The 23441-nt window shown below is 56.7% G+C and carries 14 protein-coding genes and 2 pseudogenes; 7 read left to right on the top strand and 9 right to left on the bottom strand.

Translation table 11 applies throughout. From position 1 onward, the window contains the following. The first annotated feature begins 1017 nt into the window (after nucleotides 1-1017). The gene (locus tag RBB82_RS23270; protein WP_433975503.1) at nucleotides 1018-1722 is read left to right on the top strand and encodes a ParA family protein; all 705 of its coding nucleotides are present in this window, start codon (nucleotides 1018-1020) and stop codon (nucleotides 1720-1722) included. Between the two features lie 364 nt (nucleotides 1723-2086). On the opposite strand, the gene RBB82_RS23275 is transcribed toward RBB82_RS23270, so the two are convergent. Further along, complete coding sequence (locus tag RBB82_RS23275; protein WP_433975504.1) at nucleotides 2087-2275, bottom strand: hypothetical protein; 189 nt, start codon at nucleotides 2273-2275, stop codon at nucleotides 2087-2089. 493 nt (nucleotides 2276-2768) lie between these two features. Between RBB82_RS23275 and RBB82_RS23280 the strand changes: the two genes are divergently transcribed. The 4 genes and pseudogenes from RBB82_RS23280 (at nucleotide 2769) to RBB82_RS23295 (ending at nucleotide 4854) form a co-directional block, all read left to right on the top strand. After that, nucleotides 2769-3101 carry a DUF1016 N-terminal domain-containing protein gene (locus RBB82_RS23280; RefSeq protein ID WP_433975505.1) on the top strand — a complete coding sequence of 111 codons (333 nt, stop codon included), beginning with the start codon at nucleotides 2769-2771 and terminating at the stop codon, nucleotides 3099-3101. A 167-nt stretch (nucleotides 3102-3268) separates the two neighbouring features. After that, nucleotides 3269-3553 (top strand): annotated as a pseudogene (locus tag RBB82_RS23285) (PDDEXK nuclease domain-containing protein); the annotation flags it as partial. Nucleotides 3554-3639: 86 nt separating this feature from the next. Beyond that, nucleotides 3640-3822 (top strand): hypothetical protein, encoded by a 183-nt coding sequence (locus RBB82_RS23290; RefSeq protein WP_433976022.1) that lies wholly within the window; start codon nucleotides 3640-3642, stop codon nucleotides 3820-3822. Between the two features lie 96 nt (nucleotides 3823-3918). Beyond that, a complete protein-coding gene (locus tag RBB82_RS23295; RefSeq protein ID WP_433975506.1) occupies nucleotides 3919-4854 on the top strand; it encodes a tyrosine-type recombinase/integrase in 936 nt (311 codons plus the stop codon). Nucleotides 4855-5059: 205 nt separating this feature from the next. Here RBB82_RS23295 and RBB82_RS23300 read toward each other — a convergent pair whose 3' ends face one another. The 8 genes from RBB82_RS23300 to bglX all read right to left on the bottom strand — a co-directional run bounded on the left by RBB82_RS23300 (nucleotide 5060) and on the right by bglX (nucleotide 21512). Beyond that, the gene (locus RBB82_RS23300) at nucleotides 5060-10084 is read right to left on the bottom strand and encodes a malectin domain-containing carbohydrate-binding protein (RefSeq protein WP_433975507.1); all 5025 of its coding nucleotides are present in this window, start codon (nucleotides 10082-10084) and stop codon (nucleotides 5060-5062) included. A 437-nt stretch (nucleotides 10085-10521) separates the two neighbouring features. Next, nucleotides 10522-12069, bottom strand: coding sequence for a malectin domain-containing carbohydrate-binding protein (locus tag RBB82_RS23305; RefSeq protein ID WP_433975508.1), 1548 nt, complete (start codon nucleotides 12067-12069; stop codon nucleotides 10522-10524). Nucleotides 12070-12678: 609 nt separating this feature from the next. Continuing rightward, entirely contained in the window at nucleotides 12679-14280 is a 1602-nt protein-coding gene (locus RBB82_RS23310; protein WP_433975509.1) for a DHA2 family efflux MFS transporter permease subunit, read from the bottom strand. 12 nt (nucleotides 14281-14292) lie between these two features. Next, entirely contained in the window at nucleotides 14293-15471 is a 1179-nt protein-coding gene (locus RBB82_RS23315; protein WP_433975510.1) for an HlyD family efflux transporter periplasmic adaptor subunit, read from the bottom strand. 143 nt (nucleotides 15472-15614) lie between these two features. Continuing rightward, nucleotides 15615-16985, bottom strand: coding sequence for a TolC family protein (locus tag RBB82_RS23320; protein ID WP_433975511.1), 1371 nt, complete (start codon nucleotides 16983-16985; stop codon nucleotides 15615-15617). A 110-nt stretch (nucleotides 16986-17095) separates the two neighbouring features. Further along, complete coding sequence (locus tag RBB82_RS23325; protein ID WP_433976001.1) at nucleotides 17096-18109, bottom strand: alcohol dehydrogenase; 1014 nt, start codon at nucleotides 18107-18109, stop codon at nucleotides 17096-17098. A 155-nt stretch (nucleotides 18110-18264) separates the two neighbouring features. Continuing rightward, nucleotides 18265-18918, bottom strand: a complete 654-nt coding sequence (locus tag RBB82_RS23330; protein ID WP_433975512.1) for a TetR/AcrR family transcriptional regulator — start codon at nucleotides 18916-18918, stop codon at nucleotides 18265-18267. Between the two features lie 308 nt (nucleotides 18919-19226). Next, entirely contained in the window at nucleotides 19227-21512 is a 2286-nt protein-coding gene (gene bglX, locus RBB82_RS23335) for a beta-glucosidase BglX (protein ID WP_433975513.1), read from the bottom strand. A 300-nt stretch (nucleotides 21513-21812) separates the two neighbouring features. On the opposite strand from bglX, the gene RBB82_RS23340 reads away from it, so the two are divergent. Both RBB82_RS23340 and RBB82_RS23345 read left to right on the top strand, forming a co-directional pair. After that, nucleotides 21813-22988: an alpha-hydroxy acid oxidase gene (locus RBB82_RS23340; protein ID WP_433975514.1), complete on the top strand. Its 1176-nt coding sequence runs from the start codon at nucleotides 21813-21815 to the stop codon at nucleotides 22986-22988. Between the two features lie 368 nt (nucleotides 22989-23356). Next, a pseudogene (locus RBB82_RS23345) lies at nucleotides 23357-23431 on the top strand (hypothetical protein); the annotation flags it as partial. Nucleotides 23432-23441: the final 10 nt, after the last annotated feature.

Genomic DNA, 23441 nt, shown 5'->3' on the forward strand with positions numbered 1-23441 from the left:
CCTCTCTAAAGTTGCCAGTGGACCTCGCGCTCGAAGAACCAGCGATCCTCACGCTTTTGCCATCCAACCTCGCTACTTCTGCCACGGGACCTCCCTACTTTTGCCACCCAGCCTCTCGCTTCGTGCCAATGCACCTCTCTAATGCGCGGGAATGATTGGAGGCAGGGGCCGCGCCCTCGTTTCAGCCGCTAGTTGCGGCAAAAATGCATAGAAGTTGGTGCAGATTGTGCCAGCGCACCTCTCGCTTTTGCTGCGAATTGTATTTTTAGAGCCTGAGGCACCTAATGTTCGAGAGGTTGGCTGGCAGAATACGGATCCTTCGCTGACATTGTCAGCCGCTCATCATTGATTACAAAAGGGTTATATAACCATTTGCCAGCCAACCTCTCGCCAAAGTCTATAGAGAGGTGTGTTGGCACGGCACTAGAGAGGAGTCCGTTTCTGCGACGTTCGCCCCCAAGTGAGCAATTTGGCACCGGTCTGCGCTACTTTCATGTTCCCCACTTGAACTTTGTACCCCTAGTCGGCCAAGATTTCTTGGGTTTATCAGCAAAGGAAAATACACGCAACGTAAGCCACGGGTCGGCGTGGCAGCAGGAGATGCTGCGATCCGTCGCACCGTGGGTCAGATCGGCCGGCTCGCGATAAGTGTTATTGTTTGCGATATCGTTGAAATATTGCTGCGATATCGTTGCGATAACAAATTGGCTGCTGTGACCGCCGGAAGTTTGCGATACAGCGATATCGCTGCGACAATAAATGGACGCGGAGTGTGTTGCTCCCTCCAAAAACTTGCTATATGCGATATCGCTGCGACAAATCGAGAGAACTTTTATCAAGATGCAATATTGCGATATCGCTGCGATAAACCAACCAACAATCGTTGTCGCCCGTGTTGATTCAAAAGGTACTTGTGGTGATAAAAGAGCGATATCGCTGCGATAACGACGATAACCTGCGATAAAGTAGCAATATCAAAATGTAGTTGCGATATCGCAGCGTGCAGAATGGAATCAGATGCCAGTAATTGCAGTCTCAAATCCGAAGGGTGGAGCGGGGAAAAGTACGACTACCCTACTCCTTGCTACTTATCTCGCTCAAAGCGGGGCTTCAGTGTGCGTATTGGACGCTGATCCAAACCAGCCCATCATAGATTGGAAGCTCAATGGCGACTCAAAAACGACCCTGAGCGTGATCGGTGGGGTCAAAGAGTCGAACCTCATGGAGATACTTGACGCTCAAAATGATCAGTTTGTCTTTATCGATCTTGAAGGAACCGCGAGCGTTCTTGTCTCCAGGTCCATTGCCATGTCTGACTTCGTGATTATTCCCGTTCAAGCCAGCGCGGTAGATGTTAGACAGGCCGGTAAGGCGATTAGGGCCGTTCGGGATGAGGAAAAGGTCGCGCAGAGATCCAATCTCACCCGCAAAATTCCTTTCAGGGTTCTAATGACTAGAACACCAGCGCCGGGTGCGCCGGTGTCTTCGGTGCAGCGCCAGTTGGAAGCCGAATTGATTGCCGCCGGTGTCCCTCGCTTCCGCACCAGTTTGGCCGAACGTCTGGCTTTCAAGGCTATTTTCGTCGAAAGACTGACCTTGTCTGAGCTTGGAGAGCATAAAGTAGGAAATTTGGAGGCAGCTTACCAAAACATCCATGATCTCGTGGAAGAGCTAGTGGAGACGCTGCATGCCATTGAACGAGAGAGGTATCCAAATGAATAAATTTGGCCTTATTGAGGATGAAACCGACAATCGTTCGAGTGAAATCCCAAGCTTAAGCGATAGGCTCACTGCATTTCCATCCGTCCGGCCGCGGTCACCGATCGACCTTAAGGCCGTTGACGCTGCTGCTGCACCTCACGGTTTCATCAGTCGGGAAGCATCAACTTCAACTGAAGAAAAACTTCACGCCAGACGCCGACGGGCCATACCCGCGGAACCGACGAGACATCTAGCGATTCGTCTCGTATCTTCCCAATATGACCGTTTTGTAGCCTATGCTGACCGTCACAAAATTACATATCACGAAGCCATCTCTAAACTCTTAGATTCTGTTGACGAATAACCAAAGGTACCAAACCCGGTTTTATCTTTCGTGCATCCTCTCTAGTTCTTCGAGCTCCTCCATCATTGCTATCAGCTCGGAACTGTCTGCCTCAGCTTCGGGAGTCTTGTGAAATTCGTATCGTTCAGCTAACGCGTCGCCTTCCGCTTCGATGATCCGAGCAAGCGAATACATTGCCTCAGCGAGATCTTCAATGGTGCGAAAGGACATCACCATTCGCCCTGGACTCAGTTCAATATTCGCCGGCAGGGAATCGATTCCCAACTCGCCTACGTCTCTGCGCACGAGTGTTCGAAGTTTTTTGCGAGAAGTGGTATTTCCTTCGGTTCGGATACGCTCAAGCTCTAAGGATGGACTCTTGGAGTCGTGGATCCTTTCGAGGAAGTCCGCGAGCACCTGACGCTCCACGAGTCGCGATCTCCCAACTTCAGTGGTCGGAAGCAGCTCCAAAAGCAGCTGTGCAGTCCTGGGTTGAATTTGAAAGAGTGTTTCAATTTCTCGGCGCTCATAGTGAGAGCGAACAGAAGCGGTTACGGTTTGCCGAATTTGGTGGAGCCGAGTGAGCCAGGAGATAGGACGCGGCATATGACCTCCAAGGGGAAGCTAAGTCTGAACAATAGTTTAGGACCTTTTTTTAAGGTCGGGAATATCTGCGTGTATACGCAATAACAAAAAATCTCTCGACCTCTTATTACCCACGATAATGTCAGTTGTCGTTGCAAATATTTATCACGAACTCCTTCAGGACCTGAAGGGCCGCGTCCGGGCCGCCCAGATGCAGGCGGTGTTTGCCGTCAACCGGGAGCTGATCCTCCTTTATTGGTCGATCGGCCGGGACCTGAGCCAGCGGTTTGCGGTTGAGAAGTGGGGCGGCAAGATTATCGACCGGCTCGCCCGTGATTGCAGACTAAGTTCCCGGGAGTCGAAGGGTTCAGCCCTCGGAACCCTCCGCTACATGCATTCTCTGGCAGAGGCTTGGCCCGAGGATGAAATTTTGCAGCTCGTTGCAAAATTGCCCTGGAGTCACAATGTCTGAGTCTTGGACCGCATCAAGGACCGCCCCACACGAGAATGGTATCTTCGCGCCGCATACGGCTGAAGTCGGGATGTCCCTGGTCCTGCAGAGTCAAGAGCGGTTTGCACGAGAGGGAGGGGAAGGCCCTGACCAATTTCCCGCGTGCGTTGCCTTCCCCTAACTTGGACATGGCGGAGCAGATCCTCAAGGACCCCTACAATTTCGACTTTCTCACCGCGACGGCCACAGCCAGAGAGCGGGAGATCGAACGGGGGCTGTTGACCCATCTGCGCGACTTCCTTTTGGAGCTGGGTCGCGGCTTTTCCTTTGTTGGGAGCCAGGTGCCCGTGACCGTGGACGAGCAGACCTTCTACATCGATCTGCTCTTCTACCATGTCCGGCTGCACCGATATTTCGTTTTCGAATTAAAGGTCGGTGCCTTCCAGCCCGAACATGCCGGTAAGCTGAGCTTTTACCTGGCGGCAGTGAACCGCACTATGAGCACTTCGGTCGAAGGCCCAAGCATCGGGTTCTCCTGTGCGAGAGCCGGAGCGGTCCTATGGTGGAATTTGCTCTTGAGAACACCAATCAGCCGATTGGCGTGTCCACCTATCAAGTCACTCGTGAGCTGCCGGCGCCCATGCAGGAGGAGCTGCCGAGCGTAGAGGACCTGCAGGAGGTCATTTACAAGCTCCGTGCGAAGATGGAGACATTGCGTGGGAACGCACCCTATGATGAGTAAAGCATTCCATATCAATAGAATCGCCAGTCTCAGCCAATTTTGCAACTGGCCGTTGCAAAATTGGAGTTTGCATAGTCATTGCGCCGGTAGGCTCCTATGAGCTCGTCCCTGGCTCTCATCCCTTCGTCGGGGGACTCGCCGCTCGATCGCAGTGCCGCAATTCGGGCCTTGCGGGACATGGTGCTGAACTCTGTCGTTTCCGACCATTCCAAGCGAAACTACGCCAAAGCGCTGGACGAGGTGTTTACCCTGTGCGCGAATCGCTCACAGGGGCTCTCTCGCGCTCTCCTCATGGAATATCGGGCTTCCATGGTGGAGAAGAAACTGAGCGCCTCCACCGTGAACGTTCGCTTGTCTGCCGTGCGCAAGCTCGTCGGCGAGGCGCAGCGCAACGGAATCATTGACGCTGATGAGGCCGCAAACCTCGCCGGTGTTCCCAACCTTTCCCAGAAGGGAACCAGGCTGGGGAACTGGCTGACGCGGGATCAGGCCAAGGAGCTGCTGACGGTCCCTGACCGTTCCAAGATCAAAGGCGAGCGAGACTATGCGATCTTGGCCTTACTGTTGGGCTGCGCCCTGCGGAGGCAGGAGCTGGCCCGCCTGGACATTGACGATATCCAGCTCCGCGAGGGGCGATGGGTGGTGGCCGATCTGCGCGGCAAGGGCGGTCGAGTGCGAACGGTGGCGATTCCGCTATGGGTTAAGAAAGCAATCGACAGATGGATGGTAGCAGCCAAGATTGAGAAAGGCCGTCTGCTGCGACCGCTCTCGAAGAGCGGAAAGGTGATCGGCGACGAGCTGGGCGACTGGGCCATTTGGTCGGTCGTCGAGCAATCTGCGAAGGAGATTGGAATCGAACACTTCGGTGCACACGATCTACGCCGGACATGTGCGAAGCTCTGTCGCAAGAATGGCGGCGATCTGGAACAGATAAAGTTCTTACTTGGGCATAGCTCCATTCAAACAACGGAACGATATCTGGGGTCGGAACAGGAGATTGTCGTCGCGGTGAACGATAATCTGGGACTGTGATCTGACATCTACGCATCTCAGCATCCGGGGTGCACAGGTTCGTGCCTCGCTCGCGGTCAACCGATAACTTGTCGGGTGATTACGACTTGCACGGCCATTCTGGGCTAACGAGAAACTTTCAAAACCTGCTGATCCCAAACAAGCGGGGCGTTGTGTTGCTGAGGTCAAAGCTGAATCGGCAATTCGCTTACGACCTAATCGAAAACTAGAAGTTGGCGCATTGACCCTGTTTTAAAGCTGCGACATTTGAGCCGCCAGTGATTGACGTGTTGCCCGAGCATTGGAGGTTGCCGCGAATCTTGTTAGTGAAGATCTGAGTGTTGGCAGTGTTGTTCTGATCGACCAGATTGCCCTGGAGAGTGTTGCCGGTGACGACAGTGCTGGCGGAGTTGGATTGCACGGTGAGGTTGTCGCTGATGGTGTTGCCTAGCACGCTGATCAGGGCGTTGTTGCTCTGGACAGTGACGTTGCCGTGGACGGTGTTGCCCGGGCAGGAGCCGTCCGTAGTACCGATCAGCACTGGGGCGCCGTTACTCTGCAGGGCGAGGTCACCCTTCACCGTGGTGCCGCAGATATGGTTGGTGGCCGAGTTCGCCTGCGTGCTCTGGACCGCCAGATTGCCGCCAATGATAGTGCCGGACGTGATGGAGAAGGTGCCGCCGCTGATCTGGAGGTTTCCGCCGAGGCTTGTCTGCACGAGTTCGACTGTGCCGTTGCTCTGGGTGAGGTTACCGCTGACCGAGCCTCCGACGAAGACACAGACCTGGTTGGCCGAGACAGTGATGTTGCCGTTATACGCGCCGTTATACGCGCCGTTGCATTTCGCACCTGCGGCAGGCACAGAGCCTGTGAAGGTGACGGTATAGGTCCCACCTACGAAACTGAAGATGTAGTTGACCGCGGACAGAGAGCCGGTGCCGATAGTGATCGGATACGTACCCGGCAGGCTCAGCGCATTGGCAGTGGTGGCCAACGCGGGCGCGCCGCTGATGACGGAGCTGTTATCGCCGTTGACGAAACCGGTGATCGTGGCTCCCAGCGTGGGTGTGGAGCCGAACGGCGCTGAGAGGCTGTTCGCTGTGACGGTGAGGACCGCCGGATTGACCCGCTGCAAGACCGACGCGTTAGCCGTGTTGTAGTTGGCGAGATCAGCAGGAGTAAAGGTGGCCGACAGAGTCTGCGCACCTGCTCCAAGGATGATTCCAGGAGCCGGAGAGTATGTGAAGCTGCCCGGAACGGACGCGGTGGCGTTCAGTTGCGATGCACTGAGCGGCGTACCGTAGATGATGGTCGCGGGTGTTGCCCATGTGATGGTCGCCGTGGCGCGATTGACCTGCAGAACCACGGTGGTCGTAATGGTGGTGTAGTTGGCCGTGTCGTTGGGGGTGAAGGTGACCGAAAGAGTTTGCGCACCGGCGGGGAGGATTCCGGACGCCGGAGAGTAAGTGAAGGTGCCGGGAATGGACGCGGTGGCGTTCAACTGGGCTGCGCTGAGCGGTGTGCCGTACGTAATAGCTGCCGGTGCAGCCCAGGTTATCGTGGATGCGGCCTGAGCGACGGTGAAGCTCTGTGAGACCGGGCTGGCCGCAGCGTAGGTGGTGTCGCCTGCCTGATTCGCAGTCACCGTAATCTGTCCGGCGCCCGTGATCGTGAGGACAGAGCCTGAAACTGTGGCCGGTCCGGAGACGGTGAAGCTCACCGGCAGGTTGGACGAGGCGGTGGCCGAGAGTGTGATCGGCCCAGCCCCGTAGGTTACTTGAGATAGCGGACTAAAGGTTATGGTCTGGGGGATAGCGGTGCCGGTTTCGGAGAAGCTGGCCGGGGCGCTGAGGCCGTCGACGCTCGCCGAGATGGTGAGGGTTCCACTTGAGCTTGGCTGCGCCGCGACCTGCGCCTGGCCGTTGCCATCGGTGATCGCGGTGGCGCCAGATGGGAAGGTCAAACCAGTACCGGCAAAGGTCACGGTCACGCCAGCGATTGGGTTGGACTCGGCGTCCTGCACGGAGACGACCAGCGGGTTGGCGAAGGCTGTGCCGACCTGCGCGGTCTGGCCTGAGCCGGAAACGGCGGTGATGCTGCCGGGGCCGCCGGTCTGGGCTGTGACCTGGTTGGACGGCGACGAACTACCGTTAGTGTTGGTGGCCTCGACGACGTAATAGTAGGCGGTGGCTTCCGTGAGGCCGATGTCGGAGTAGCCGGTGGCTGAGGTCGTGATGACCAGATTGGCCGACGAGGGAGTGAAGCCCGAGGTGGTGGAACGAAAGAGCTGGTACGTCACGCTGTGGGTGGAGCTTCCGGTCCAGAGGAGGTCGATCTCACGGCTGGAGGCGACTGAGGCCTTGAGCGCGGTGGGAGCGGTCGGCGCGGTGGGGGACGTGCCAGAAGAGCTCTGAGTAGCGGCGGTGGCTTGATTGGAGGGCAGCGAGGTGAGGATGGAGTTGTTCGCCTCGACGATGTAGTAGTACGTCGTGCCGGGTGTCAGGGCGGTGTCGGTGAACGAGGTGTTGGCGGTGGTGGTGACCAGCGTGCTGGACGAGGGCTGGAAGCCGGGTGTGTTGCTGCGGAAGAGCTCGTAGACGGCGTTGCTGGTGGAGCTCGCGGTCCAGTTCAGGTTGATCTGCGTATCGGAGAGTGTGGAGGCGGCCAAACCCGAAGGCGCGACCGGCACGGGCACCGTGCCGAGTCCGATCTCGATTCCGTTGATCTGGGCATTGTTGGCGGCACCGTTGGAGAACTGGATGGTGATGACGCCGTTGGTGTCGGCGACGGCATAGAACGACTGCACGGTGGCGGTGAATTCGCCCCCGGCGGTCGCGAAGATGTCGAAATTATTTAGCACCTGCGTGCCGTTGATGGCCACGTTGAACTGGCGCTGCTTTGCGGCCGTGGAGAAGTTATCCGAGAAGTGCAGGTCGACGATATAGCTGCCACCCGGGGTGAGTCCGGGAGCTGTGTAGGTGAAGCTACCGCCGTTGGTCCGGCGATTGGTCTGGTACACGGCTGCTGGGGCGGGGTTGAGGATGGAGGAGGGAATCGTGATGGCGTGCGTGGTCGAGCTTCCAGGCGTGCTGGCACCTGTAAATCCACCATCGACGGACCAGCCGGCTGGAGGCGTTGTGCCGGTGTATCCGCTGTCGATCTTAAGGACGTCCGTGGTGATCTTGCCGCCGTTGGCTGCGGTCGCGGCGCTGGCCAGATTCGACGGGGCGGAGGTGCCGACGGTCCCGGTGGCCTGGACGAGGTAGTAGTAAGTGCTCGATGGGCTCGCTGTCGTGTCGGCGTAGGAGAGTCCGGCCATGCCTGTGATGATCTGGTTGGCGGTCGAGGGCGTGAATGAAGACGTGGTGCTGCGGTAAACGCTGTAGAGGACGCCGGGTGTGGAACTAGCCGTCCACGCGAGATTGATCTGGGTGGGCGAGATAGACGTGGCCGTGAGGGCCGTAGGGGCCGCCGGGCAGGTGGTGGAGCAGGGGACCCCCTGGTAGACGGTGACGTAGCTTGTGATGTTGCCGCTCTGAACCATGGTTCCGGCGTTGTTGACCGTGTGGGTGATCGAGCCGCTGCCGTTGAGGAAGACCGAGACGGCATCGTTGACGATGACGCCGGTCGCGTCCGGCACCGTGATGGCGCTGTCCAAGATGATGGGGAGGCCCTGATTGAAGAAGGAATAAACCCCGAGACCGTAAGCCGCGTGCGACGTGACCTGACTGGAGACGGAATAGGACGAGTAGCCATTGGCGTTGCCGTTCATCCAGGCGCTCTGGCTGGGCACGTCGTAGGGTAATTCACTCTGATAGAAGATGGTCTCGCCGGCATTGCCGTTCCAGACGACCTGGTTCTGTTCGAAGTGTTCGACCGCCAGGCCGAGTGCGGTGACGTTGTCGCCATTGACGACCAAGCCGTGGTTTGCGACGTTCACAGTCCAGCCGACGGGGACTTGGCCGTGGTCGGCACGCCAGATCCAGGTGTTGTCTAAGATAACGTCACTGCTGTCGATCTCGAGGCTGGTGTCGGCCAGGCCGTTGGCAGCACCGCCAATCCGGAAAGAAACGTCACTGATCCAGGTGGGATTGTCGTGGTGGCTGGCCCCCGGCGCCCCGGGCGTCCCGACCTGCACTAGCACCGGCGAGGAGATTGGCCCGGCGTCGATCATGAGCCCGGCTATCTGGACGCCATCCACATCCGCTACGGTGATGGCTGGCGTGCCGTTCTGCGGCACGAGCGTGGCATAGCCCAGGCCGAGCACGATGGTGTTGGGATTGGTGATGTTAATCGAGCCGGCGTACTGGTAGATACCTGGGGTCAGAATGAGGTTCTGACCGAGAAGCAGGGCGTTGTTGATGTCCGCCAGCGCGGTGGAAGGCTTGGCGATGAAGAAGGTGCTGATGGGCAGCGAGTAACCGCTCTGGTTGCCGTTTACCCAGGTAGCGCCGGAGGAGTTCCGCTGGGCGTCGGGGACGAAGACGTTAAAGGCGCCGTTGCCGTCGACGTAGAGAAAGGCCTTCTCGCGGCTGACTGGGGTGGTAGGCAGTACGGTGTAGCGGTTGCCGGTGGGGTACTGCGGGACAGGCGCGCCCTGCACGCCGGAGAAGACCATGTTCCACACGCCGCCCGACCAGCTCCCGATGGTGCTGTTGCGGGTGTACCACTGCTGCTGGGAGCAGGGGTTAACGTTCCCGGTGACGAGGGTGTCGGAGATGAAGCCGCCGCTGGCAAAACCGCAGTTCGTGTTAGTGAGCTGCAACGGGCCGTTGATGTTCATGCGGCGGAAGTCGGCCCCCTGCGAGACGGCCCATTGCAGGGTCGTCGGGGCGTTGATCGTCATATTTTCGAGAGATCGCCAGAAGTTATCCGTGACGTTGCCGTTGCTGTCGGTGAGGTTGGCAGTGAGATAGCCATTAATGGTCACCGACTGGGGGCTTTGGCCAAGGCCAGCCACGGCCTCGTAATAACCTACCTGCGCCTGCGGGCTATAGGTGCCCGGCATAAAGAAGACCTGGTACCGGTTTGTGCTGAACTGGGCCTCCGCGTTAACGGAGTCCAGGGTACTCTGAATGTCGGCAGCAGACATGCTCGGATCAAGAATCTTAACGTTCGGACCGAAGTCGGGCGCCTGGGCACGAACGGATGCCGGGGCTGTGAAGGAAGCCGCGGCCCAAAGAATGAGCACCGCCAGGCTGAGGCGAGACTTGAATGTTCCGGGGATCGACTTCGGGATGTGGCATCTCATCTGGCTTGGTCCTCGGGGCCTTCGTAAAAGTGTTCACGTTCGGGACTGACCACTCAGCCGTGGCTGGAGGCTTTATTCGCTGCGATCCGATCTTTGGCGGAAGAGCCGGAAGAATTGGAGGAGCGGTTACGTTGTCTCTGACGTGACGCCCGAAACCTAGCACTGAGATACAGCGTCCGTCTTGTTACATCAAGTGAACGTTCCAAAGCTGTCTGTTACAGATTGTTACTGGGGCATTTTAATTTTTGTAGAGCTGAGATTTCGGAGGGTGATATGCGGGGTGTTACAGAATTTGTGAGGCCGCTTGCAAGAGCATCACCCTTAACGCCACGTGCCGGGGGAGGGAATGCGACGAGTATATTTCAGACGGGTTGGTTGAAAACGATGGCGGCGGGAATCTGGAGGCGGTGCCTTCGCACCATGCGGGGACGGTGGATCTAATCTTCGGGAACCACTTCGATCGCGTTGACAACCGCATAGTTCACAACGGGCAAGAAGGATAGCTCGATCGTGCCGTCGGCGCTCGCCTGTATGCCTTCGAAAGTCTTCACGACCGGCGCTGAGCCACCTTCGCGGAGAATGTCGAAGTCTTTGAGCAGCATGTTTCCGTTACAGGCTACGTCGAAGACTCTGCTGCCTAATCCGCCGATGCCGCCGTTCTCGCGGCCAAACCATGGCTCCCGGAAGTAGAGCCGTAGTCGATATTTTGCGAACGGTTCCGCCGGTATGTTGTAGCGGAATCGGCCGATGCGGTCGAATGCGTACATCCCGAGGTTGGCAAGTCGCGCCTGTTGGGGAGTTTGCCCCCGCCTGCCCCCGCTGAAGTATCGATCGGAGAGCCAGAACTGTCTATTGCTATCGAGCATTGAGGCTGGGCCAGCCAAAAGCCTCACCGGAACCTGCTTGCCAGAAGGCTCGGGCAGGATTTCGACCGCGTTTAGGAGTGAGACCTCACTGATGTAGTCGAGGTGAATCGCGCCGTCATTCTCCGGTGTCACCCCGGCCACGATAGTTGAGGTTGCGATGCCGTCGCCACCGGCTTGGTTTACGACATCGAAGCCGATGTTGGATCCGGCATTGATCGAAAAAGTGGCGGGCCGAGTTGCCGCTTCCAGGTCCGAAGCTTCGGCAAAATGAAGATGAATCTCATAGGTCCCTTGTTTGACGGGGAAGATGCAGTGGGTTATCCCCCGCACTCCGCTCTGGTAAAGGTACGGATCTTCAGTGCCGCCAACTCGAAGATTCGGCAAGTGAATGTTTGTTCCACCCCGACAGTACCGCGCAAAGGACCAGGTTAATCCCGAGCGATCTGTGTAGGGTTTGCGCACTACCCCCATGAGCGCGCGGATTTGATCCGGCGGAGGGCCAGAAATCGGCGAGGCTGCTGCACCGTGTACGAATTCCTGTATTTTCGGGAGGTGCAAGCGCGAGGCCCATATCATAAAGCAAACGACGACGGCGAGAGCTACTCCAATCCACCGCCCCAACTTTCTGTGGTTTCTCGCTTGATATTCCGGGTCCGCAGACGGGATAAGAATTGGGGGCTGCGTCGGCGGTGATTCGACGTCTTCAATCAAATCTCCCAGTTGCTGACGGGTTTCTGTGGTGGGGGTGCTTGCGGGGAGGAAAGTCGGTACGTAGCCTCCCGGATGCATAACGACTCGGAATGGCCGCAAAGCGCCCGCTATCTGATAAATATCGTGCAGTCGTTTTCTAAGTGAATGCACCGTAACCCGCACGATGGTGTCGGTCTGTGGGTCGAAACTCGGCCGGCGGCCCAGTGCTTCTACCGCGATGTTGTATTCCTTGATCTGGTCGGCTCTGCCAGCAAATCGCTCTTCGCAAACGTACTTCAGCACACGCGCGATGTTCGCCGAGCGGCCAAGGACGCCAGAAGTCAATAGCCAGTCGAGTTCCGCACGCTCGAGTTCTAAATCATCGCCGAGGGCATGCTCCGATTCGAAGATGGTTCCGCCTGCTGCCACAGCCCGCCATTCTACACAGAACGCCTCGTTCTTGGGCTCTTCTTTGTAAGAACTGCTGAGAGGGTTGTTACACTCAATCGCTAACAAACGCTAACGTCATTCTGGGCGGGGACATACGTCGGAAGTCTCGCATCGCACGATCCGATATGGAGTGACCGTGTCAACTCCGCGCAACAGTAGGGTTGATTTTGTCGTTGTCGTTGCTTTTTTCCCAGCAGCTCTCGGGCTACTGCTGTGACAATCTTGCTCTGATCCTTGCCGGCCGCGCCCAGTTTTATATATTGCTTGTCCTGCCGTCTGCGCAGTCCGTATTCTGTATCGCTGAAGAATTCCATCTGGTATCGTGCGACACCTTCGTATCGGTCAGGAATCAACCTTCTGCGAATAAGGCAGGTTGAGCATTCAGTTGAGCCAGTCGCGGAGAAACGACCACAGAACAATTGAGCTTCTGTCTCGATTCGTGTAAACCCACCACACCTTTATTGCGAATTTGCAAGATTGGCGAGCCGAAACATTGCGATATAAACGAAATCCGAACAGCCTACGCTCCTGACAATCTCTGATTGATCCAGTGTCAGGAATGCATTTTTGACTGCCAGTTTTTGTACATCAATGTCCACCAACTGCCCCCGAGAGACGTGCTCTTTTCATAAAGAACAAAGCAAATGCGCTCGAGAGCAATACACAGCCCAGCGCCAGGAAACAATCGCTGTATGCGAGCAGGAATGCCTGCCGACGGACCGCGCCGCCAACCGCGCCGATCGCGCGCATGTGAGCCGAAGACGGGTCGCTGCCTTGAGACATGAAGTAAGTTGCCGACTGCTGTAGGCGTTCCTGCACGGCACTTGAGTAAATGCTCACGGACTCTCCGATGCGGGCGGAATGGAAGCGTTCTCTTACAGAAAGCAATGTCGAAAGTCCAGCGATGCCGATTGAGCCCCCGATGTTTCTCATCATGTTGAAAAGTGCAGAGGCTGAACCACTTTCGCGTCCCTTCGCCATGCCAGCCGTGGAGACGGAAGAAAGTGGAACCATGATAAGTGGCTGGCCTAATGCGCGGAAAATAAGCGGAATATGGAATTGTAGGCCCGCGAAATTGGAATCGAGATCAGAGGTAAAGAACGAACTACCTCCAAAGAAGAGTATTCCAACGCCGATAATAATCCGGGCGTCGAAGTGTTTCATCAGCTTCGGCACCAGCGGAATAACGAGGAGTTGCGGAAGACCCAGCCAGATGATGACCTCGCCGATCTGTAAGGCGTCGTAACCGTGAATCTGTCCTAGATACAGGGGAAGGATAAACACGACGCCATAGAGGCCAACACCGAGGATTAAGTTAATGAAACTGCCAAACCCGAAGTTTCTTCGCGCGAAGAGGCGCAGGTCAAGAAGCGGGTCTTTTTTGCGTAGTTCGATGATGATAAATGAAGGTATGAAGATCGCTGCGATCCAGGCCAGTTTTACAATCCCGGGATCGCCGAACCAGTCTTTACGATTTCCATCTTCGAGCACGATCTCGAATGCAGCGAGGCCAATCGCCATAGTGAGGATTCCCCACCAGTCACCTTTCTTCAGCAGACTGAGGTTCATCGGTTGCTTTTCCATGGTGAACCAGACAGCCGCGATCAACAGGGCTCCAGGAATGATGTTGATGTAAAACACGAAGGGCCATCCGTAGTTGTCCGTCAGCCAGCCGCCGATGAGCGGCCCGATCGCAGGGGCAAACACCGCTGTGACGCTAAACATTGCCATGCCAATCGGTTGCTTCGCCGGTGGAAGATACGTGAGGATTACATTGAAGGAGAGAGGAATAAGCACGCCGCCGGTGAACCCCTGCAGAACACGAAAGAGGATCATCAGTTCCAGCGAATGTGCCTGTCCGCAGCAAACAGAAAAGAATACGAACAAGATCGAATTCACGAGAAGATATTTCTTCAGTGAAAATGCAGCGGAGAGCCACGAGGTGAGCGGGATCGTAACAATCTCAGCAACCAGATATGAAGTCGGTACCCAGGAGATCTCATCCGAACTGGCTGCAAGCGTTCCGGCAATGTCGCGCAGCGAGGAGTTCGTAATGATGATGTCGAGCACCGCCATAAAGCACCCTAGAAGAACTCCGAGAACGGATATCCAGGTCTTCAGCGACACATGATCTTGGGCCCCAGGCGTGAGATTTACAGCCCTCACCGGATTGATCGTTGTGGTTGCCATGGAAGGGTTCCTTTACTTTGTGGTTACAGTAACGATTGACGACATGCCGGGCGAAAGCAAATTCTCATAGCCACGCACACTGTCCTGATCGAGCACGATCTTGACTGGAATCCGTTGCACGATCTTGGTGAAGTTGCCGGTCGCATTGTCCGGAGGCAGCAGCGCGAATTCATTGCCAGAGCCGGGGGCGAGGCTGTCCACATGTCCATAGAACTTGTGCTTTGAAAAAGTATCGATCTGTACTTCGACACGCTGACCGGTGCGCATCTTCTCCAGTTGTGTTTCCTTGAAATTAGCGACGACCCATAGCTGATCTTCCACAATCGCCATCAATGGCTGCCCGATCTGCACGCGCTGCCCGGCCTCGACTGACTTTCTGCCGACTCGTCCGCCTACGGGAGCTTTGATGATGGTGTAGGACAGTTGAAGCTTTGCGTCCTCCAATGCGGCCATGGCCTGCGCGATTGCGGCCTGAGTCGTTGCAAACTGGCCTTCGCGTACGCGCGTCTCAAGGGTTGTAGCCTGCGCAGATTGCAGTCCCCCTTGCGAGTTTGTTAGCAGCGCTTCCGTACGGAAGACGCCTTGCTGCGCCGCAACCAGTTGTGCCCGCGCCTGGCGCACCTGTTCCTGGGCCGCGGTTTGTCCGGCGACGGCGACCTGGTAGCTTGCGCGCTGGTGATCGACGGTTTGCTTCGAGACCTGCTCTTTCGTGTAGAGATCTTCGTATCTGTGCAGGTCGGTGTCTTCGCGTTGCAGCGTCGCATTTGCCTCTTGAAGCTGGGCCTGCGCACGCGGAACTCCTGCCTCAGCGGCAGTGACGGCGGCTTTGGACGCCTGGATCGAAGCTTTGGCCTCCCCAATGGTGCCCACCGCTTGTGTCGTTTGCGCCGTAGCGGACTGCGATGTGGAGCGTATCGCAGCCTCGGCGGTATCAGCTTGGCGGCCTGCCGCATCAAGTGCGGCCTTTGACTGGTCCAGTCTCACCTTGTAGTCGTTCGGGTCAAGGACGATCAAGGTCTGTCCTTCAACTACATGCTGGTTGTCGTCTATCAGGACCTGCTGCACTGTGCCGGTGACGCGAGCACTGATTGGGTGCAGATGCCCCGCCAGATACGCATCGTCCGTCTCCTCATGATGAGCTGACCACACGAGGTATCGAACGCCGAAGACGAGCAGCAGGGCCAACGCCACGCCTCCGCCCGAGACCAAGAGTGTTTTCTTCCGCCGCGCAATTCTACTTGTGCTCGGAGGTTGAGGTACTGTGGTTGATTCTTTGACTTCCGATTCCATTACTGCTTGACTCATGACATTCCCTCTCATAAAAAAGCAAGCATCTAGGGGTGCGTGTAGGTCTGTTCCACACTGCCGACAGCACGAGCAAGCTGCGCACGTGCGATGTTGTAGCGAAACAAAGCGCCGATCTCCGTGTCATTTGCACGGGCAAGCGAATCCTGCGCTTGGGTGACTTCAATGTTGTCCGTGACGCCTGATTGAAAGCGGCCCTGCGAGAGCGTGACTTCTTCATTGGCCAACTGCACCTCCTGCCGACCAAGGTCAACCTGGTGAAGCGCAGACTGCAATTCGACCTGCCCGTCGCGCACCTGCTCGGTCACCTGGTTGCGCTCCTGGGCGAGCTGTTTCTCTGTTCGCTGTTCGGCCAGCGCTGTGCTCTTCCGCTCTGCTCTGAGTCGTCCGCCGGTGAAGATGGGAACCCTCATGCTGACTCGGTATTCGTATCCGGGAGTGGCTTTGTTGAACGTCTGCCCCTGCTCATTCCAGAAACCATCGAAGGTAAATTTAGGCAACGACTCTGCCACAGCAGCCTTGTGCGTTAGTTGAGCGGCCTTGATGCTCTCGGCCAGCGAGTGCAGTTCGGGGCGTTGCACAAGGGCCGTTAACAGCGGGTCTGAGAGGTCGAGAGATGGCGTCTGAAAGAAGTCCTGCTGATCGGCGAACTCGATCTTCTGGCTGTCGGGGACGTTTATGATTCGCTTCAGCGCATAAAGGGTGGTGTCCGCATCGCGCTCGGCATCAATCAGGTGCTGCTGCTCTTCTCTGAGCCTCACCTGCGCTCGCGATACATCGATCTTGCTTGCTACGCCATCCCTTAGCAGGTCATCCGCTTGATGGGCGAGACGGGTTGCCAATTCCACACGGGACTCGGCGGCCGTGATGCTGGCAAGGGCGCGAAGATGAGCCATGTATTCGCTGACAGTCAGCAGCACAGTTTCTTCGCGAACCGTCTGCTCATCAGCACGGCTTGCCAGCAAGCGATGCCCGCTCGCCTCGTATTGGCGAATTAGCGTCAGATCGAAGACAGGAGCTGAGAATGTTGGGCCGACGTGAACTGCCTGATAGGGTCCGATGCTGTGGGGAACGTTAGGAATCTGAATACCAATCTGGGCTTTCAGGTTGTAGCGATTGTCACTCTCATCCGCCTCGAAGCTCGCGTGCGGCAGCAGTTCAGAGCGCGCAATCACTCGGTCCTGCTGTTGCGTTGCAGTTTCGATATCACCTATCTGGATGTCGAGATTTTGTTTCAGGGCAAGATCAACAGCGCCCTTCAACGATAGCTTCTGGTCTGCGGAAGGTGCACCCTGCGCCTTCATCACTTCAGCCTTCGTACCGAGTATGAGGAGCAGGAGCACTGCAACCTTCGCTGGAGGGAACCATTGTCTGGAACTGCGTTCAATCGTCATATACATTTTAGTTCTCACAATTAACTATCTGGTCAGTCGGTTAAACCTACGAAGCAACCTGAACTGATGGTGTATCGAGATTCGTTCCGACGCCGTTCTTGTCACGATTGCCGTAATTACATTGTCAGCACAACGCGAAACTCTGCGTTGCCGCTCATCATGCGGGCGTATGCTTCGGCTGCCTTTTCCAGGGGATAGGTTTCGATCATGGCGCGTACCCCGCGCAGTTCGGCAAAGCGGAGTGTGTCATCTGAGTCCGCCGGCGTTACGCCTCCCCATCCTTCAATTGTCTTGCTGCCCCTGATGAGCTTTACCGGAGCCACTTCGATGGGGTCGGAAGTTACGCCGATCAGAAGAAGCTTGCCGTTCGGACCCAAACCGCCAATCAGTTCGGTCATTGCCTTGGAGTCCGGCGCTGTCGCGATAATCACTTTTGCGCCGCCTAACCTTTGTAGTTCCTCGGCTGGGTCCTTCGCGTTGCTGTCGATATACACGTCGGCACCGAGCTGCATTGCCAGTGGTTCTATTTGCGAACCACGTCCGATTGCAGCCACCTTGTAGCCGAACTTATTGGCGAATTGAATTCCGAGGTGGCCGAGTCCACCAATCCCTTGCACCGCGACCAGGTCGCCAGGTAGTGCGCCCGCGTGCCGCAGGGCGTCGAAGGTGGCAACTCCAGCGCACAGCAGCGGCGCCGCTTCGATATCGCTGAGACTGTCGGGAATCGAAACCAACGCTTCGACCGGAGCCAGCATGTACTCCTGATAGCCGCCGTCATAACTGAGACCGGGATTCTGCTCATTGCGGCAGTTCCGAAAATCTCCGCGCTGGCACTCGGGACAGGTACCGCAATGGCCGCCATGCCAGCCAACGCCAACACGCTGGCCTGTTCGCCACTCATTCACTCCAGTCCCGAGCGCGTCCACCACGCCGGCCACTTCATGTCCCGGAACGCGCGGATAGGGGATTCCTGGACGGCGGCCTTCGACGACGATCGAGTCGCTGTAGCACACGCCGCACGCCTGAACTTTGATGCGCACCTGTCCCGGGCCTGGCTTGGGAATCTCAAGCTCAACGAGCTTAAGACCGGCACCAGCCGTGTTCACCTGGGCGGCTTTCATGGTTGCTATTGCGGCTGTGGTTGTCAGTAATTCTTTTATTTCTTGTTTGTTCGAGCTCGGTGGTGTCGTTAATTTCATCGTCGCAATCTCTTTGTCAGTTCTCAGTGACTATCCAGTCAGTCAATTAATGAGATGTCCTAATACATATAAATGACACACATTTTTTAGTTGCTCGATAGGATGCCTTTTCTGACAAGGGCCATCACTTCTTCTGTGTGTCTGGCCAACGATTGCTTGCTCAGGGGGTTACGGCTTTTTCCGGGAATATGTGAGATGTTGTTGGCCGCACAAAAATAGAAGCCGCACAGGCCGATAATGTTGATGGCGCCATGTCGGGGGTCCATTTCCCTGAACTCTCCGGACGCGATCCCCCTCTTCAGCAAGACTTCGACTCGGCTATAGAGCGAAGGCATTCCTAACTTGTGAACTTGCTCGCCCCCGCCTTGAATACTCTCCAGCACAAAGATAATGGGAGACAAGGGGTGCTCTCTCATTGCCCCGAGCAGCCTCTCGACAAAGGTCAGCAAAGCGTCCGTGGCATTGAGGTTTTTGTCGAAAGACCTATCGAGCGCCTCGCTAATTGGCTCATAGGCCCGCACAAGAACCGCCTGATAGAGCCCTTCTTTGCTTTTGAAGTAATGAAAGATCAAACCCTTGACCACATTCGCCCGCGCCGCGATGCTCTCCGTTCGTGCTGCGGCAAAACCGTTTGTGGCGAACTCAATCTCTGCCGCGGCCAGAATGGCCGGCACGGTCACGTCTCTGTCCCGCTTATGGGTACGAGGTGCGGACTCTAAAACGGCTCCGATGGATTGCATATATGCTCCCGAAAGAACTGTATCGTTAACTGACTATACGGTCAATTGCGACCCTGAGCGCTTTTAAAAGATATTCGTCGGTCGCTGGTCAGTGGAATGGCGTTTACACTCAAAACCCAAAGGTAATGAAAATCACTTCCTTTTCGTGATTTCTAGTTTGTCGCCCAGCCCGGAAATAACTCAAGAGTAAGCGCTTGAAACCGAGACGGCCGCCCTCTTTCAAGATTGACTCCCGGGTGATGCGTCTCGACTGGATCGGTGACGAAGAGCCGACTTGCCCCGTCCAGAAGAACGTTCCTGTTCCACCTTTACCGCATCACCGAGAAGCTGTCGTGCAGTGTGGCTGTCGAACTGTTGCCAACCCATACGTCGAAGTCGGAAGGTTCTACAACCCATCCATTCTTCGCGGCGCTCCAATAGTTTCGCTCGTCGCTGCCGATCGTGAAGCTGACCTCCTGTTTTTGCCCTGGCTGTAGCGTGATGCGACGGAAACCCTTCAACTGACGAACGGGTCTCGATGCCGAACCGAATCGCTGATGCAGATAAAGCTGCACTACTTCGTCGGCTACTCTTGCACCAGTATTTGCAACCGTGACCGTTGCGGTGATGGATCCGTCCAACGGAGCGGTTTTAGCGGTTAGTCGAAGATCGGAGATAGAGAAGGTCGAATAGCTAAGCCCATATCCAAAAGGGTAAAGAGGTGAGGTGAGAGCGTCCCAATAGCGGGAGGTAAAGTCCGGCGAATCGTAGGGCTTATGCGAGGTGGTATGCGCGTAATAGATTGGAATCTGCCCACTGGTTCGTGGCCAGGTAACCGGCAGCTTGCCTCCGGGTACCGCATCACCCACCAGAAGATCGGCAACTGCATTCCCGGTCTCCGTGCCGCCGAAGTAACAATCCATGATTGCTGGAATGTGTTCTGAAGCCCACGAAAGATCAAGCGGCCGGGTGCTGAAGAGCAGCAACACGACAGGCTTCCCAAGCGCTTGAATCTTCTCGAGAAGTTCCAGTTGTTTGCCGGGAAGACTTAGCGACGAACGCGAGGAGTACTCGAAATCCATAACGCTTAGTTCGCCGAGGGTCATGATCACCACATCAGATTTACCGGCCAACTGTAGAGCGCTCTTCATCTGGCGATCCGCCTCTTCGGGGCTCCACGGTGTTTCTATCTTAGGCCCGATGAAGCCATCGAATGAAGAAGGAAACGCCTTGGCAATCTGCACGCCTTCTGCGTATTCCACATGCGAATCGGGGAGCTTTGCGCGGATACCGTCGAAGACAGAAACCGTATCTTCTGCCTTGGCAGTGAGGCTCCATGGTCCATTCATATCGGCCTTGCTGTTGCCCAGCGGCCCGATAACGGCAATATGCTTTGTAGTCTTTTGCAGCGGCAGCAGACTGCCTTCGTTCCTAAGCAACACAACAGAACGTGCAGCTGCGGTTCTCGCCGTCTGACGATGCTTCGCAAGCATCTCGGCGTGGGTCTGCTCTGTAGCATCCGCATATGGGTTCTCAAAAAGCCCCAGATGATACTTTGCTGCGAGGATAGGGCGGACAAGATCATCAAGCTGAGTTGGAGTTAGCTGCCCCTGATCAAGCAGGGACTTCATATGTGCCAGGTAGGTGGCGCTGCCCATATCCATATTCACGCCAGCAGTAGCGCCGCGAAGTGCCGCGTCGGTCGCATCCTTAGCGAAACCCTGAGTGACCAGACTCCCGACGGCAAAGGCATCGCTCACGACGAATCCTCTGAAGCCAAGTTCTGCACGCAGAGTGTCTTGAAGGAGGTGCACATTCCCGGCGGCCGGGACATCATTCAGATCCATATAAGCGCTCATGACAGTTCCTGCGCCCGCTTCAATCCCAGCGCGAAAGGGAGGGAGATAGACGTTCTGCATCTGCTCCTCCGGAATGTACACGGCGTCGTAGTCCCTGCCACCTTCAGCGGCACCATAGCCTGCGAAATGTTTCAAGGTCGCGATGAAGGGCCGTGGATTCTCAGGCGTTCCTTGAAAACCTCGTACCTGAGCGCGTGCCATTGCCGCGCCAAGGTAGGGATCTTCACCTGCTCCCTCGGAGATCCGGCCCCATCGTGGGTCTCGTGCGATGTCCAACATAGGCGCAAAACTCCAGCGCAGACCCGCATGGCCCGCCTCCTCCGCAGCGATCCCCTGCGCTTGTTCGGCCATCGTCGGATCCCAGGAAGCGGCCACCGCCAGCGGTACAGGAAACTCGGTATCAAAGCCGTGAATCACGTCGAAGCCAAAAAGAATTGGAATGTGCAAGCGCTGCTCGGTCATCGCGATCTTCTGCAGACGGTTGATCTCCTTCGGATCGGTGAGGAACAGAAAGGAGCCGACCTCCCCGTGACGCACGTGGTCTTCGTATGAGACCGGATCAGTCTTCACGCCGGGGATCGGAAGTTTGATGTAGAAGGGCTGGTTCAGTTGTCCAATCTTTTCCTCCGTTGTCATCTGCTTTAGAAGTGCTTCGGCGCGATCCGTATCGTTCCGCGAAATGGGAGCTTGGGCTTTTGCCGCTCCAGAGAGAAGCAAGCTGATGACGCTAAAGCAGAGACAGCGCAACTTAGTCATGGAAACCTCGCCACGCGATTATCATCGATCAGGAACACGGTGGTCTCCAATCTTTCAGATTTTCTCCCCTCAGTCCTTTAGAACAGCAACGTGTCGGGAGTCACCGTTCCGGCACAATCGTTCTCAACAGCCACACTCCAGCTATTTCCCACACATACAGCGCAGCACTGACTCGTACCCGCAAACGCACTTTTTGGAAGCTATCATTATCGACGAGAAGCCGACAACACATCCGAAACGAAGCATTCCCTCAGGAAACCGAATAATATTTCGAGGACGGTCCCGTCTCGAGGCGTATCCATGCCAAACCGCAAGCTGAACTCGTCTGCCATCGTTAATATCGAGGATCTTCGCCGGCTGGCCGAGCGAAGAGTGCCCAGGTCGGTCTTCGACTATCTCGACGGCGGCGCGGACGCCGAAATCACACTGGCGGAAAACTGCCGCGCCTTTCGCGATGCGACATTTCGTCCGCGCAGCGGTGTTGCGGTTTATGACTGCAAGACGACCGTGAGCGTGCTCGGCCACGAAATCGCCTTCCCCGCGATCCTTGCTCCCGTAAGCTACATCCGTCTGATGCACTCAGACGGGGAGGCAGGCGTGGCCCGCGCAGCCGGCCATGCGGGTACGATCTACACTGTGCCAACAATCTCCGGCCACAAGCTGGAGGATGTGAAGACCGCCTCCACCGGCCCGCTCTGGTACCAGTTGTATCTGCTTGGAGGTCGCCAGGCAGCAGAGGGCGCCATTGACCGGGCACGCCGCGCCGGCTACTCCGCACTGGTGTTAACCGTCGATACTCCCATGGCAGGCAAGCGCGAACGCGACCCGCGCAACGGCATGAAGGAGCTCTTGGCACCCGCCCTGCTGCCAAAAACACGCTTCCTTCCTAACATCCTCGCGCATCCCCGTTGGCTTGCTTCCTTCTTGCTCGATGGCGGCGTTCCCAAGCTGGGCAATGTTGTGATTCCAGGAAAAGGTCCGATGGACCTGGTCGATGTGGGAGCCGCGCTTTCTCACGCAGGAGCGAGCTGGGAAGACCTGCGATGGATACGCGAGATGTGGCCAGGCCCGATTGTGGCCAAGGGGGTTCTTACCGGCGATGATGCCCGGCGTGCTGTAGATGAAGGTGCTGCAGCGGTGGTTGTTTCGAACCACGGCGGACGGCAGTTGGACACCGTCTCTCCGTCGCTGCATGCGCTGCCTGAGATCGTGGAGGCGGTCGGCGGCCAAGTCGAAGTCCTGATGGACGGTGGCGTGCGCCGAGGCAGCGATATCGTTAAGGCGATTTGCCTTGGCGCTCGCGCGGTGCTGATCGGACGGGCTTACGCCTATGGACTTGCCGCGGCGGGAGAGGCCGGCGTTGCTCGCGCAATCAAGATCCTGAAGGACGATCTCGATCTTACCCTCACTCTGCTCGGATGTCCGTCAATCGATCAGCTCGACGGAACGTATCTCGGCGCCGCAAACCGCCGATAAACTACGATTTTAGAGAGCGACCCGCAACAGGGCATTCATTGGGCGACGTGCGCCAGAATCCACAAAAGATCTCACGCAAATTTCGTTTTCGGGAGATGGTGGAGGATGCCAGAGAGCAGGCACGCAGGGACACGGATAATCAGCTTTGCTGAAGGAAGCACGTGCCCAAACTTCTGGTTATGGACGAATTACGGGCAATCTGAAGGTAATTCTCGACTGGCGAGAACAGAGCAAAGCACTCGTCGGACCTCGATGGGTGCTATGGCGATTTGCACTAAGCCGCAAGCGCGGCAGGGGTATGCCTCTGTGGCTTTTGGATAGAGTTTTGGACACCCAAGAAGGTGTCCCTGACTCACCTACGCCAACGCATGCAGGAAGATCTCCGGCTGCGGAACTACTCTCCACGTACGATTCATTCCTACACCCGGATAGTGGCTGAGTTCGCCAGCTACT

The sequence above is a fragment of the Tunturiibacter lichenicola genome, assembly GCF_051013355.1.
Lineage (GTDB): Bacteria > Acidobacteriota > Terriglobia > Terriglobales > Acidobacteriaceae > Edaphobacter > Edaphobacter lichenicola_F.